General features: G+C 71.2%; 10 protein-coding genes. 1 reads left to right on the plus strand and 9 read right to left on the minus strand.

Annotated features, from left to right (window positions below; genetic code table 11):
• Nucleotides 1-732: 732 nt before the first annotated feature.
• Nucleotides 733-1,956, plus strand: a complete 1,224-nt coding sequence (locus tag D7X96_RS03520) for an acyltransferase family protein (protein WP_158626544.1) — start codon at nucleotides 733-735, stop codon at nucleotides 1,954-1,956.
• On the opposite strand, the gene D7X96_RS03525 is transcribed toward D7X96_RS03520, so the two are convergent.
• The 9 genes from D7X96_RS03525 to ureA form a co-directional block, all read right to left on the minus strand.
• On the minus strand, nucleotides 1,859-3,436 hold the full coding sequence (locus D7X96_RS03525; protein ID WP_120552106.1) for a response regulator: 1,578 nt from the start codon (nucleotides 3,434-3,436) through the stop codon (nucleotides 1,859-1,861). The genes D7X96_RS03520 and D7X96_RS03525 overlap by 98 nt on opposite strands.
• Nucleotides 3,437-3,576: 140 nt before the next feature.
• Nucleotides 3,577-3,942, minus strand: a complete 366-nt coding sequence (locus tag D7X96_RS03530) for a VOC family protein (RefSeq protein ID WP_120552102.1) — start codon at nucleotides 3,940-3,942, stop codon at nucleotides 3,577-3,579.
• A gap of 33 nt (nucleotides 3,943-3,975) precedes the next feature.
• Nucleotides 3,976-4,749 (minus strand): AraC family transcriptional regulator, encoded by a 774-nt coding sequence (locus tag D7X96_RS03535; RefSeq protein WP_121768983.1) that lies wholly within the window; start codon nucleotides 4,747-4,749, stop codon nucleotides 3,976-3,978.
• A complete protein-coding gene (locus tag D7X96_RS03540; protein WP_306449549.1) occupies nucleotides 4,749-7,226 on the minus strand; it encodes a sensor histidine kinase in 2,478 nt (825 codons plus the stop codon). The genes D7X96_RS03535 and D7X96_RS03540 overlap by 1 nt, the downstream gene beginning before the upstream one ends.
• A 70-nt stretch (nucleotides 7,227-7,296) precedes the next feature.
• Nucleotides 7,297-9,777, minus strand: coding sequence for a sensor histidine kinase (locus tag D7X96_RS03545; RefSeq protein ID WP_244219434.1), 2,481 nt, complete (start codon nucleotides 9,775-9,777; stop codon nucleotides 7,297-7,299).
• Between the two features lie 73 nt (nucleotides 9,778-9,850).
• The gene (ureG, locus tag D7X96_RS03550; protein ID WP_120552099.1) at nucleotides 9,851-10,567 is read right to left on the minus strand and encodes an urease accessory protein UreG; all 717 of its coding nucleotides are present in this window, start codon (nucleotides 10,565-10,567) and stop codon (nucleotides 9,851-9,853) included.
• Nucleotides 10,568-10,593: 26 nt separating this feature from the next.
• A complete protein-coding gene (locus tag D7X96_RS03555) occupies nucleotides 10,594-11,256 on the minus strand; it encodes an urease accessory protein UreF (protein WP_120552098.1) in 663 nt (220 codons plus the stop codon).
• A gap of 12 nt (nucleotides 11,257-11,268) precedes the next feature.
• Entirely contained in the window at nucleotides 11,269-12,984 is a 1,716-nt protein-coding gene (gene ureC, locus D7X96_RS03560) for an urease subunit alpha (RefSeq protein ID WP_120552097.1), read from the minus strand.
• Nucleotides 12,981-13,757, minus strand: coding sequence for an urease subunit gamma (ureA, locus tag D7X96_RS03565; RefSeq protein WP_120552096.1), 777 nt, complete (start codon nucleotides 13,755-13,757; stop codon nucleotides 12,981-12,983). Before ureA ends, ureC begins: the two co-directional genes overlap by 4 nt.
• Nucleotides 13,758-13,854: the final 97 nt, after the last annotated feature.

Below are 13,854 nucleotides of genomic sequence, written 5' to 3' on the forward strand. Positions count from 1 at the left end.
GCCGGACAGCCCCGGCCTTGAACTCGTCCGTGTAGCTGCGCCGCGGGCGGCGTGGCTTCTTCTCTTCCACCATGTCGGACACCGTATCTGCCTCTTCGTTGGTGTCCACTGGAGCGGATCACGCCCACTGTCGGACAGGTTTTGAAACTGCGCGCCCGGGCGGACACATCTGTCTGTAGCCTGGCCCTGACCTGAGGTCCGCACGTGCGACACCGCTGCGCCTTGCAAGGCGCGTCCACGGTTTCATTCGGCGCGGACCTGTCTGACTGTTGGACAGGATTTGAAACTGCGCGCCCGGGTGGCATGCTCGTTCGAGTACGCACCACGTCACTGCTTATCGCTGCGTTCCGACAGGCACGTTCCTTCCCATTTGAGTTGGCGGGAACTTGTCCGACTGCCGGACAGGTTTTCAGGCAACCGTGCCTGGGCGGCACTCCTGTCTGTGGGCTGGTCCTGGTGGCTGCACGACCGCTGCGCCTCACATGGCGCGTCCTCGGCCTGGTTTCATTCGGTTTGAGCCTGTCCGACTGTCGGACAGGTTTTGAGACCGCGCGGCCGGAGGGGGCCCATCGTTTCCTGGCTGAAGACCCACTCGACTGGCGGCGTCATTGGCGAAAACGGATCTCACGTCCACCTTCTTGGCTCATCGCGGTGTTCACCAAGTCGGACTTCAGTCGCCGGTGGCGGCCCGATTTGAGCCGCGCGCGGGGAGCGGCGAGACTCTTGGCCGTCATGGCTTCTTCCCGGCAGTACCTGGATGCACTCACCGGGCTGCGGTTCCTCGCGGCCGCGCACGTCGTCGCCTACCACGTGTATCACCTGGGCTTCACAGGCACGGAGGCGCCGCCGGGACTGCATGGGCTGCTCGACAGCGGGTACGTGAGCATCGGCTTCTTCTTCGTCCTGTCGGGCTTCCTCCTTGGCTACCACCACCTGGAGCGGCCTCCGGACTCGTACGAGACTCGCAAGGCGTTCTGGGTGGCCCGCTTCGCGCGCATCTATCCTGTCTATGCGTTGGGCCTGGTGCTTGATGCGCCCTCGTACCTCAAGGGACTGCGCGACGCTTGGACGGTGGACCCCTGGCGGGGGATGGAGCACGCGGAGGCCCTGGTGCTCACGCCCCTGCTGCTCCAGAGCTGGACGCCGTGGACCGCGATGGCGTGGAACGGCTCGGGCTGGCCGGTGGCGGTGGGCGCGTTCTTCTGCGCCGCCTTCCCCTTCCTGGCCGGCAGGCTGGGCCTGCTGGGGCCCAAGGCGCTTGGGGTGGCTGCGGCGGTGGCTTACGCCGCATCCATGGTGCTCCCGGCGCTCTACATGGTGGCGGATCCGGACCACACCGGGGGCACCGCATCCGCTTACAACTCCGGCCCGTGGATGCTGGCGCTGCGCTTCAACCCGCTGGCGCGGTTGCCGGAGTTCATCCTGGGCATCCTCGCGGCGCGCGGCTTCCTGCTCCGGGCAGACGCGCCCACCCATCCGGTGGCGCTGGCGGTGGTGGGAGGACTGCTCATCGCGGCGCTGCTGGGAAGCCCGTGGCTGCCCTTCCCGCTGTTGCACAACGGGCTGCTGGCGCCGGTGTTCGCGGTGCTGTTCATCCTGCTGTCGGGGAGCCAGGGAGCCGTGGCGCGAGCGCTGGCTTCACGACCGCTGCGCATCCTGGGTGAGTCGAGCTACGCGCTCTTCCTCCTGCACATGCCGGTGCTGTTCGCCTGGAAGTCCGTGCTCAAGCGGCTGGGCGAGCCCCCCACGTCCGCCTGGGCGGTGGCGGTGTTCGTGGTGGGGTCGGTCATCCTGAGCGTGCTCGCGCATCAACGCGTTCAGAAACCCGCGCGGGCATGGATCCGCGAGCGCCGGGCCTCTAGGCGCTCTTCGCCTGGGGCCGGCGGTGCACGCCGCGCTTCACGGGGCCCAGCTGCGCGAGCACCCGGCCAATCTCCACCAGCTCCACCGGCTTGACCAGGTGCAGGTCGAAGCCCGCGTCCTCGCTGCGGGCCCGGTCCTCCGGCGTCCCGTAGCCCGTGAGCGCGATGAGGTGCGCGTCCGAGGCCACTCGCCCTCGCAGCTCCTGCGCCACCTGATAGCCGTCCAGGCCCGGCAGGCCGATGTCCAGGATGATGACGTCGTAGGTGCCGGAGGTGGCCATGACGAGCGCCTCCGGACCGTCCGAGGCGACCGCGACGGTGTGGCCCCACATCTGGAGCATCTCGCGCAGGCCCTCGCGCGCGTCGGGGTTGTCGTCCACCAGGAGGATGCGCCACTCGCCCCGGCGGGACTCGACGCGCTCCACGGCGGGCTCGGGCCTCGCGGCGTCCGTGAGCAGCGGCAGCGTGACGGTGAAGATGCTGCCCTGGCCCTGGCCCTCGCTGAAGACCTCCACCTGGCCGCCGTGCTCCTCCACCAGGTGGCGCACCAGCGTCAGGCCAATGCCCAGTCCGCCCCGGCTGCGCGCGAGCCCCGCATCCAGCTGCGCGAAGAGCTCGAAGATGTGCGCCTGGTCCTCCGGCCGCAGGCCGATGCCGGTGTCCTGCACGGAGACGCGCACGCGCGAGTCCTCCGTCACGTGGGCGCCCACGGTGACGATGCCGCCGTCGGGCGAGTACTTGGAGGCGTTGTCGAGCAGGTTGGTGAAGACCTGCTCCAGGCGCGTCCGGTCGCCGTCCATCCAGCAGGGCGCGGTGGGAAGGGCCTCGCGCAGGATGAGCCCTCGCTCCTCCATCACGGGCCGCGCGGCGGCGAGCGAGTGCTGCAACACGGTGTTGAGATCCAACCGGCCGCGGCGCAGGGCGTACTTGCCCCGGGTGATGCGGCTGACGTCGAGCAGGTCGTCCACCAGGTGGCGCAGGTGGCTCACCTGCCGCTCGATGATGTCCCGGCGGCGCGCGTCCGCTTCCGACAGGCCGTTGGAGTCCTTCTGTCCCAGCATCTGCACCGCGACGGAGATGGCGGCCAGGGGGTTGCGCAGCTCGTGGGCGAGCATGGCGAGGAACTCGTCCTTCTTGCGGCCGGCCTCTTCCAGGCGGGCGGCGTTGGCCAGGGCCTCGCGCTCCACACGCCGCAGGCGCAGGACGCTGTTGACGGTGGCGATGAGCTCTTCGGGGTCGAAGGGCCGGGTGAGGTAGACGTCCGCGCCGGCGCGCAGGCCCGCGACCTTCTTCTCCGCGGTGATGAAGGTGGCGGACGTGTGGATGATGGCGCTCTCCCGCGTGCGCGGGTCCTCCTTCAGCCGCCGGCACACGTCGTAGCCGCTCATGTCCGGCAGCTTCACGTCGAGCACGATGACGTCCGGGCGCGAGTCGAAGGCGACCTCCAGGGCCTCGGCGCCCGTGACGGCCTCCAGCACGTCGTAGCCCGCCAGGCGCAGGGAGTACGTGCCCAGGTAGAGGCTCGCGGGGGTGTCGTTGACGTGGAGGATGGTGGCTTTGACGGTAGCGAGCACGGTCGACAACCCCAGGGAGGAGCCGAGCCGATTTCTACCGCAGCGGCTGGGGCCCACGCGAACCGGGATCATCCGGCTCCCTGCCCTCTCCCACGCGCCGCGCGCTCAGGAGGGACAGGGAGTGTTGGAACCGCGACACCTCAGGGCTCGGTCCACACCGCCAGCTCATTGCCCGTGGGATCCGCGAAGTGGAAGCGCTTGCCTCCGGGGAAGGAGAACGTGTCCTTCACGATGCGCCCTCCGGCCTCGCGCACCTTCTGGAGCGTCGCGTCCAGGTCCTTCGAGTACAGCACCAGCAACGCGCCACCCTTGGACACCTCGCGCTCCTTGTCGAAGCCGCCGTTCAGCCGCCCGTCATTGAAGGCCGTGTAGTCCGGGCCGTAGTCCTCGAACTTCCAGCCAAACACGGCGCCGTAGAAGCGCTTCGCCTCCGCGATGTCCTTCACGGGGAGCTCGAGGTAGTCGATGCGGTGGTGCTGCTCGGCCTGCTGCGGTGCGGTGGACATGGGGTGCCTCCTCCAAGTGGGAACACCCCCACCTTACGCACCCGCCTCCCGGGAGGATTGGACGAATCCGACCTGCGCCCGCTCGCGCACGTACGCCCCGGGCGTCAGCCCCATCAGCGCCCGGAACTCCCGCACCTGGTGCGCCTGGTCGTAGTACCCCGCCGCCAGCGCCCACTCCGCGCCCTCCAGCCGCCGCGACAGCTCCACCGCGTGCTGCATCCGGGCGATGCGGCACAGCACCTTCGGCGACAGCCCCACCGCCGCGTGGAAGCGGCGCTCCACCTGCCGCGCCCCCACTCCCATCACCCCTTCCAGCGAACGCACCGGCACCTGGCCCCTCGCGCCCAGGATGAGGTCCACCGCGTGCCGCACCCCCACGTCGGCCTCCCCGCCAGACAGCCGGCCCAGGAGCAGCCGCTCCAGCAGGGCGAAGCGCGCCGCCGTCCCGGGCGCCTCCGCCAGCCGCTCCCGCCACTCACGCGCTTCGCGCGGCCAGAGGTCCCCCAGCGCCACCTTCGCGTCCGTGAGCTCCAGCAACGGCAACCGCAGGAACGGCTGCGCGCCCCCGGGCCGGAAGCGCACCGCGACGAAGGCCGCGCGCGCGGACAGCGGCACCACCTCCGCCGTCCGCATCGCCCCCACCACGTGCAGCCCCACGCCGCCCGTCAGGTCCACCAGGATGTCCAGACACCCGTCCGGCAGCACCCGGTGCACGCCCGCCGGCGCCGCTCCCGACGTCTCCAGTGCCCAGTAGCACTGGACGTACGGCGCCAGCGCCGCGCAGGGGCTCGCCTCCACGTAGCGCATCAGGCCGCGTCCGAGACGGCCGCGCGGGGCAGCCACACCGTGAAGCAGGTGCCCTTCCCCGGCCCGTCACTCCTCGCGCCAATGCGTCCCCCGTGGCGCTCCACGATTTCGCGGCAGATGGCCAGACCCAGGCCCAGGCCTCCGGCGTAGTGCTCGGCCGCGTTGCGCGCGCGGAAGAAGGGCGTGAAGAGCTGCGACAGGCTCTCCGCCGGGATGCCGATGCCCCGGTCCTCCACCTCCACCCGCACCGCGTCCGCCTCCTCGAACACCCGCACGACCACCGGCGTCCCCGGCGGCGAGTAGCGCAGGGCGTTCTCCACCAGGTTCGTCAGGAGTTGATCCAACCGCTGCTCGTCCCACCGGCCCACCAGCGGCGCGTCCGGGACCTCCAAAGACAACAACCCCTCGCGCTCCGGACGCGTGGTCTGGATGCGCTCCATCACCTCGCGCGCCAGCGCGGCCAGGTCCATGGGCGCCACCGTCAGCGCGAAGCGCCCGGACTGCAACCGGGATACGTCCAGCATGTCCCCAATCAGCCGCGTCAGCCGGTCCACCTGCCGGTTCAGCCGCTCCAGGCTGGCGCGCTGCCGCTCGGGATTCGCCGTGCCGGACTCGGCCTGGCGGATGAGCAGCTCCAGCGTGGCCTTCAAGGGCGTCAGCGGCGTGCGCAGCTCATGGCTCGCCATGGACAGGAACTGGTCCCGGATGGCGATGGCCTCGCGCAGCTCCTTCTGGGTCCGGTCGATGCGCGCCGCCATGTCGTTGAAGCCGTCCGCCAGCTGCGCGACCTCGTCGTCGCCCCGGGCCTGCACCCGGGGCTCCAGCGCGGGCGTGCCCAGCGCGGCGAAGCCGTCCCGCAGCGTCTCCAGCCGAACCGCCACGTCCCGCCCCACCCACCGCGACAACAGCAACGCGATGGCCCCCGCGAGCACCGCGATGGCCACCACCCAGGCGCCCATGCGCGTCACCGGTGAGAACGCCTCGCGCAGCCCGGCCGTCACCACCACCGTCCACTCGGTGTCCGGCACCTGCGCGTGCGCCACCAGCAGGCGGCGCCCGGCTTCATCGAACGCCTCCAGCAGGCCCTCCTTGCCGGATAGCTCCTCCGGGGCCAGCACCCCCAGCACCGGCGCCCGCGTGAGCACGTCGCCCCGTTCGGTCTCGCGCAAGAGGGTGCCGTCGCGCCGGTCGAAGATTTCCACGTGGTAGCTGCGCGAGGCCAGCGTCGACTGGCGGCCCAGCCGCTTCAGGGACAGCCCGCCCACCAGCACCGCGCGCTGGCCGTCCCCCAGGTCCACCCGCGTGGAGAAGACGATGAAGGGCAGCCCCGCGCGGGTGAGGAAGGGCCGTGACACCCAGACCGCGTCGCCCCCGTTCAGCGCCTGCTGGAAGTACTCCCGCTGCGCGAAGTTGCCGGTGATGCGGTTGAGCCGGAGGGACGGAACCAGCGTCTCCCCGCTCGAGTCCAACAGCCACGCCGCGTCGAAGAGGGCGGTTTCGCGCTCCAGCAGCTCCACCCGCTCGACCATCTCCTTGCGGTCCCCGGCGCGCACCGCCTCGATGAAGCCCGGGTCGCGGCTCTGCGAACGCAGGAGCGAGCGCGCGATGGCCGCGGACTGCTCCAGCCACGCCGTCTCCGTCAGCACCGCCTGCTGCGCCTTGCCCCGCAGCTCCGCCGCGATGGCCCGCTGGGCCACGTACGACGTCACCGCCCCCACGCCCAGGATGGGCAGCACCGACGCCAGCGCCATGCCCCGGAACAGCCGCCAGCGCACCCCGGACAGGGCCGGGACCTGGCGCATCCGCCACAACAGCACGCAGGCCAGGGTCAGCACCGCGTACGCGCCCATCCCGGCCCAGGAGCGCCGGGACCCCAGCGCGAGCGTCATGTTCAGGAACAGGAGGCCCAGGCTCGCGAGGGCGATGCGGCAGCGCTTTTCGTGGCCGCGCCCCAGCCCCAGCGCCAGCAGCGCGCCCGTCCCCAGGAAGGCCACGCCCAGGAGCCGGAGGAACGGCCCGAACGCCAGCAGCGACAGGCGGTGGAAGCCGCTGGGGACCAGGACCATCATCCCGCCGAAGCTCAGCGCCACGCAGGCGATGAACACGGGCAGGAGCCCCCGCTCCCGGAAGCGGTGGGTCCGCTCCAGCAGCAGCAGGGCCGCGATGAGCGGGTACAGGACGAGGCCCGTGATGCCCCGGGGCAGCACGGTGGCGGCCCACCAGTAGAACGCCATCGCCGTCAGGAAGAGCGCCCGGCCCAGCCACCCCACGAGCGCGGGCCAGGTGGGGTACATCATCGCGGCGAGCATCGTCGCCGAGCCCACCAGGAACAGGCTGCCGAGCGGACGGACGTACGGGTAGATGAGCTGGAAGATGGCGGCGCCGAACTCGTAGGGCACGAAGACCATGGTGGTGCCCACGACCAGCCCGAAGGCCGCGGCGAACCACTCCACCCGTGCGCGCTCGAGGATGCCCACGGGGGCAGAGTACACAACCCGAGCAGGAGCGCACGGCCCGGTTGTCGCCGCCGCGCGCCCCTGTCGCGTATCAGGCCGCTTCCGCGACGGCCGAGCGGGGCAGCGTCACCGTGAAGCAGGTGCCCTTCCCCGGCCCCTCGCTGCTCGCCTGGATGCGGCCCTCGTGGCGCTCCACGATTTCGCGGCAGATGGCCAGGCCCAGGCCCAGGCCTCCGGCGTAGTGCTCGGCCGCGTTGCGCGCGCGGAAGAAGGGCGTGAAGAGCTGCGACAGGCTCTCCGCCGGGATGCCGATGCCCCGGTCCTCCACCTCCACCCGCACCGCGTCCGCCTCCTCGAACACCCGCACGACCACCGGCGTCTCCGGCGGCGAGTAGCGCAGGGCGTTCTCCACCAGGTTCGTCAGGAGTTGATCCAACCGCTGCTCGTCCCACCGGCCCACCAGCGGTGACGTGGGGAGCTCCAGCGACAGCTGCGCCGCGCGCTCCGGGCGCGTGACCTGGATGCGCTCCACCACCTCGCGCGCCAGCGCGGCCACGTCCATGGGCGCCACCGTCAGCGTGAAGCGTCCGGACTGCAGCCGCGACACGTCCAGCATGTCTCCAATCAGCCGCGTCAGCCGGTCCACCTGCCGGTTCAGCCGGGCAATGGTGTCCCGCTGCCGCTCCGGGTTCATCCCCTGCCCGGCCCCCAGCTGACGGACGAGCAGGTCCAGCGTGGCCTTCAAGGGCGTCAGCGGCGTGCGCAGCTCGTGGCTCGCCATGGACAGGAACTGGTCCCGGATGGCGATGGCCTCGCGCAGCTCCTTCTGGGTCCGGTCGATGCGCGCCGCCATGTCGTTGAAGCCCAGGGCGAGCTGGGCAATCTCGTCATCGCCCCGCGCCGGCACGCGCCGCTCCAGTGACGGCGTGCCCAGCACGGCGAAGCCGTCCCGCAGCGTCTCCAGCCGCTGCGCCACGTCCCGCCCCACCCAATGCGACAGCACGAGCGAGATGGCTCCCGCCAGCAACGCGATGGCCACCACCCACGCGCCCATGCGCGTCACCGGCGCGAACGACTCGCGCAGCCGTGCCGTCACCACCACCGTCCACGGCGTGCCCGCCACCTGCGTGTGCGCCACCACCAGCCGGTGCCCCGAGTCGTCGAACGCCTCCGTGAGCCCCTGGGGCCGCGTCAGCGCGTCCGCCCCCACCAGGTCCAGCGCGGGTGCCCGGGCCAGCACGCTCCCCCGGTCCGTCTCACGCAGGAGGCTGCCATCGCGGCGGTCGAAGATTTCCACGTGGTAGTCGGGCGAGGCGAGCGCCGGCTGCAATCCCAGACGCTCCAGGGACAGCGCGCCCACCAGGAAGGTGCGCCGGCCCGCGCCCAGGTCCATGGGCACGGTGATGACGACGAAGGGCAGGTTCGCGCGGGACAGGAAGGGCCGCGACAGCAGCACCCGGGCGCCGCCCTTCATCGCCTCCTGGAAGTAGGCCCGGTACGCGAAGTTGCCCTGCACCCGGTTGAAACGCGCGGAGGTCATCAGCGTGTCGCCGGTCTCATCCAGCAGCCAGGCCGCGTCGAACAGCCCGGACGGGCCCTCCAGCATCGCCAGCCGCTCCCGGATGCCCTCGCGGTTGCCCGCGCGCACCTGGGCGATGAAGGCCGGCCCCTGGCTGTACACCTGCAGCATGGAGCTGGCCATGGCGGCCGTCTGCTCCAGCCACGCGGACTCCGCGGCCACCGTCTGGCGCGTCTTGCCGTGCAGCTCCGCCTCCAGGGCCTTCTGCGCCAGGTACGACGCCACCGCGCCCACGCCCAGGATGGGCAGCACCGACGCCAGCGCCATGCCGCGGAACAGCCGCCAGCGCACCCCCACCAGGACCGGCCACCGGCGCACCCCGGCCAGCAGCACGCACACCGCCGTCAGCACGGCGTACACGCTCATCCCCGACCACGAGCGCCGCGACACCACCGCGACCGTCATGTGCAGGAACAGCAGGGACAGGCCGCCCAGGGCCACCCGGCAGGACAACGGCTCGCGGCGCCACAGCCCCACGGCGAGCAGCGTCCCCAGCAGCAGGAAGAGGCCCCCCACCCACCGCACGTAGGGCCCTATCGACGCCAGGGCGAAGCGCACGAAGTCCTGGGGCGCCCAGAGCATCAGCGGCCCGAAGCACAGCGCCACGCAGGCCAGGAACACCAGCAGCTGCCCCTGGCCCCGGCGCAGGGTGCGCGGCTCCATGACGAGCAGGACCATCAGGAACAGGTAGACGACGGTGCCCGTGAGGCTGACGGGCAGGATGCAGACCGCCCACCAGTAGACCGCCACCGCGGCCAGCACCAACGCGCGCCCCATCCAGCCCACGAAGGAGGGCCAGGCCGGATACATCAGCGCGATGAGCATCAGCCCCGCGCCGACGAGGAACAGGCTCCCCAGCAGCCGGACGTGCGGATAGATGTATTGGAAGAGCGTGGAGCCGAATTCATAGGGCACGAACACCATCGACGTGCCCACCATGAGCCCCACCGCCACCGCGAACCACTCAACGCGCGCCCGCTCCAGGAGTTCCACGGCGCGCACCCTGGCACAACCCGCCCCCAGGTGCTGGGCGCGGGTGACAGGTGAAACAACAATCGTCCAGTGTTTAGCGCCTGCGCCAGGCGTCCAGCAGGTGGCTCACCACCGCATCCACCCCGACATCCCGTGTGACCTGGGTGAAGACGAACGGCCCCTCTCCCCGCATCTTCCGGGCGTCCCGCTCCATCACGCCCAGGTCCGCACCCACGTGCGGTGCGAGGTCTGTCTTGTTGATGATCAAAAGGTCCGACTGCGTAATACCGGGCCCGCCCTTGCGAGGCACCTTGTCGCCGCCCGCCACGTCGATGACGTAGACCGTGTAATCCGCGAGTTCCCGGCTGTACTGCGCGGCGAGGTTGTCACCGCCGCTCTCCACGATGAGCAGCTCCGGGTGCAGCTCCTCCATCAACTGCTCCAGCGCGAGCAGGTTGTGGCTGATGTCCTCGCGGATGGCCGCGTGGGGGCAGCCGCCCGTCTCCACCGCCTTGATGCGCTCCGGGGACAGGGCCTGGTTGCGCACCAGGAACTCCGCGTCCTCCTGGGTGAAGATGTCGTTGGTCACCACGCCCAGGCGGTGCGTGTCGCGCAGCTTCTTGCACAGGGCCAGCACCAGCGCCGTCTTGCCGCTGCCCACCGGGCCGCCAATGCCAATGGTGAAGGCCCGCTGCGAGTAGTCGCGCCGGTGCGGCTTGTCGCGCGCGTCGAAGTGGCCCGGGTGGTCCCAGTCCTCGTGCGTGTGCTCGTGCCCGTCCTGCCCATGGCCGCGGTGGTCGTCGTCGTGCATGTCGCGCTTCCTTTTCGTGTCTGGATTCAGGACAGGAACAGCCGGGAGTACAGCCGGTCATGCGTGGCGCCCACCAGGTCCCACAGCGGCGCGGGCTGGGCCAGGTCGTCCACGCTCAATGCCTTGCATTGCTCCAGGACGGCCTCCAGCAGCGGCGTGGCCGCGTGCTGCACCTGGTGGGACTCATGCGTGCCGATGACGCCCATGCGCACGCCCGCGGACAGGGCGCCGCGCAGGGTGAGCGACAGGAAGAGGCGCAAGGCGTCCTCGTGCTCCACCTCCAGCGCGCGCAGCACCGCGCCGGACACGGGCGCGTGGTGGAACCTCACGCTGGCGGCCCGGGCGGATTCGCGCACGGGCCCCACGGCCTCCGGGAAGATGCGCGCGCAGGTGTCCAGGAAGGCCCTGCCCTGCGTGCGGCTGGCCCGGTTCGCGACGTGGTTGGCGAGGAACGCGTCCGCCCTCGCGTCCAGCGCTGGCACGGAGCCGGGCTGGTGCCACGCCGCGCCCACCAGCGGCAGCGCGCCCAGGCCCGCCTGCCACACCAGCGCCTCCACGAAGCGCCGCACGCCGTCCGCGCCGCGCACCTCACCTGCCTGCACCGCGGCCTCCAGGCCCCCGGAGTGCGCGAAGCCTCCGGTAGGGAACCCCGAGTCCGCCAGCTGCAACACCCTCCAGCCGGAAGCCATGGCGCGTCCCTCTCAGAACAGCGAGTAGCGCTGCGCCAGGGGCAGCCAGGTGGCGGGCTCGCAGCGCAGGAGCTCTCCGTCCGCGCGGACCTCGTAGGTCTCTGGATCCACCGTGATGACCGGCAGCGCGTCGTTGAGGCGCATGTCCTTCTTGCCCAGGGCGCGGCAGTCCGCCACCGCGGACAGCCGCTTGGTGAGCCCCAGCCCCTGCACGGTGCCCTCGCGCAGCGCGCGTCCGGAGACAAAGGTGATGCTCGTGGAGCCCCGCGCCCTTCCGCGCGCGCCGAACATGGGGCGCATGAGGTACGGCTGCGGCGTGGGGATGGACGCGTTCGCGTCGCCCATCTGCCCCCACGCGATGAAGCCGCCCTTGAGCACCAGCTCCGGCTTCGCGCCGAAGAAGGCGGGCCGCCACAGCACCAGGTCCGCCAGCTTCCCCACCTCCACGGAGCCCACCTCGTGGGACAGCCCGTGGGCGATGGCGGGGTTGATGGTGTACTTCGCCACGTAGCGGCGGATGCGCAGGTTGTCGTTGTCCCCCTGCTCACCGGGGAGCCGCCCGCGCTGCTCGCGCATCTTGTGCGCCGTCTGCCACGTGCGGGTGATGACCTCGCCCACGCGGCCCATGGCCTGGCTGTCGGAGGCCATCATGCTGATGGCGCCCAGGTCGTGGAGGATGTCCTCCGCGGCGATGGTCTCTCCGCGGATGCGGCTCTCCGCGAAGGCCACGTCCTCCGGAATCTCGCGGTCCAGGTGGTGACACACCATGAGCATGTCCAGGTGCTCATCCAGCGTGTTCACCGTGTACGGCCGCGTGGGGTTGGTGGAGCTGGGCAGCACGTTGGGCGCGCCGCACACGCGGATGATGTCCGGCGCGTGGCCGCCGCCCGCCCCCTCCGAGTGGTACGTGTGGATGGTGCGGCCCTTGAACGCCGCCAGCGAGTCATCCACGTAGCCGGACTCGTTCAGCGTGTCCGTGTGGATGGTGACCTGCACGTCCTCCGCGTCCGCCAGCGTGAGGCACGTGTCGATGGCCGCGGGCGTGGTGCCCCAGTCCTCGTGCAGCTTGAGCCCGATGGCGCCCGCGCGGACCTGATCCAACAGACCGTCTGGCAGGGACGTATTGCCCTTGCCGGTGAGCCCGATGTTCAGGGGAAGCGTGTCCGTGGCCTCCAGCATGCGCGCCAGGTTCCACGCGCCCGGCGTGCAGGTGGTGGCGTTGGTGCCGGTGGCGGGGCCCGTTCCGCCGCCCACCCAGGTGGTGATGCCGCTGGCGATGGCCTCGTCCGCCTGCTGCGGGCTGATGAAGTGGATGTGCGTATCCAGACCGCCCGCGGTGAGGATGAGCCCTTCCCCGGCGATGACCTCCGTGGTGACGCCCACCACCATGCCCGGGGTGACACCCGCCATGACGTCCGGGTTGCCCGCCTTGCCAATGGCGGAGATGCGCCCCGCCTTGATGCCCACGTCCGCCTTGAAGATGCCCGTCCAGTCCACCACGAGCGCGTTGGTGATGACGCAGTCGAGCGCGTCCGCGTCGCCCGTGCCCGCGCGCTGGCCCATGCCCTCGCGCAGCACCTTGCCGCCGCCGAACTTGCACTCGTCGCCGTAGACGGTGGCGTCGCGCTCCACCTGGAGCCACAGGCCGGTGTCCCCCAGCCGCACCCGGTCTCCCGTGGTGGGACCGAACATGTCCGCGTAGTGGCGGCGGTCCAGCTTGCGGCTCATGAGCGGCCCTCCTCTTCCTCGTGACCGAAGCCCTGGGCGCGAACTGCTTCCAGCAGACGCTCGCGGCCTTCGTCGGACACCGTGCCGCTGCCCAGCGCGTTGCCGCCGCGCACCACCTGTTCGCCCGCGATGGGGACCAGCGACACGGTCTTCACCTCGCCGGGCTCGAAGCGCACCGCAGTGCCCGCGGGGATGTCCAGCCGGTGGCCGTAGGCGCGCCCCCGGTCGAACACGAGCGCGCGGTTCACTTCCGCGAACGCGTAGTGGCTGCCCACCTGGATGGGCCGGTCGCCCCGGTGCGTGACGCGCAGGGTGATGGCCTTACGGCCCGCGTTGAGCTCCACCGAGCCCTCCGCCGCGCGCACCGCGCCAGGAGGCCCCTCCGGCGACGCGGCGGGCACGGTGAAGCGCTCCAGCGGTGGCACCGGCAGGAAGCTGCCGTAGAGGGCCAGCGACAGGTCCCCGTGCTCCGCCACCACCGGGTGGTGCACCGTGACGAGCTTGGTGCCGTCCGGGAAGGTGCCCTCCACCTGCACCTCCGCCAGCATCTCCGGCACGCCGTCCATCACCTGCGCGCGCCCCAGGAACCGGCGCCCCAGGTCCATCAACTCCGCCACGCTGCGGCCGTCACGGATATACTCCAGCAACTGGGTGGCGATGAGCGCGACGGCTTCCGGGTAGTTGAGACGCAGGCCTCGCGCCAGCCGCTTCTGGGCGACGACGCCCGCCTGGTGCAGGAGCAGCTTGTCCACGTCACGGGGGGACAGATGCATGGGTCCGACTCCCTGGGTTCTTCCGGGTGCGGGATGCGCCGACCCGCGGGACCCTAGCGCGACGCGTCAGCGTGGGCCAGGATGGAGGCCCCCCGCG

This window comes from Corallococcus interemptor (assembly GCF_003668875.1).
Lineage (GTDB): Bacteria > Myxococcota > Myxococcia > Myxococcales > Myxococcaceae > Corallococcus > Corallococcus interemptor.

Bases quoted from the DNA above. Each gene is read 5' to 3' on its own strand.
- D7X96_RS03520 (WP_158626544.1), top strand. From the start codon at position 733: ATGGCTTCTTCCCGGCAGTACCTGGATGCACTCACCGGGCTGCGGTTC.
- D7X96_RS03530 (WP_120552102.1), bottom strand. From the start codon at position 3,942: ATGTCCACCGCACCGCAGCAGGCCGAGCAGCACCACCGCATCGACTAC.
- D7X96_RS03535 (WP_121768983.1), bottom strand. From the start codon at position 4,749: ATGCGCTACGTGGAGGCGAGCCCCTGCGCGGCGCTGGCGCCGTACGTC.
- ureG (WP_120552099.1), bottom strand. From the start codon at position 10,567: ATGCACGACGACGACCACCGCGGCCATGGGCAGGACGGGCACGAGCAC.
- D7X96_RS03555 (WP_120552098.1), bottom strand. From the start codon at position 11,256: ATGGCTTCCGGCTGGAGGGTGTTGCAGCTGGCGGACTCGGGGTTCCCT.
- ureC (WP_120552097.1), bottom strand. From the start codon at position 12,984: ATGAGCCGCAAGCTGGACCGCCGCCACTACGCGGACATGTTCGGTCCC.
- ureA (WP_120552096.1), bottom strand. From the start codon at position 13,757: ATGCATCTGTCCCCCCGTGACGTGGACAAGCTGCTCCTGCACCAGGCG.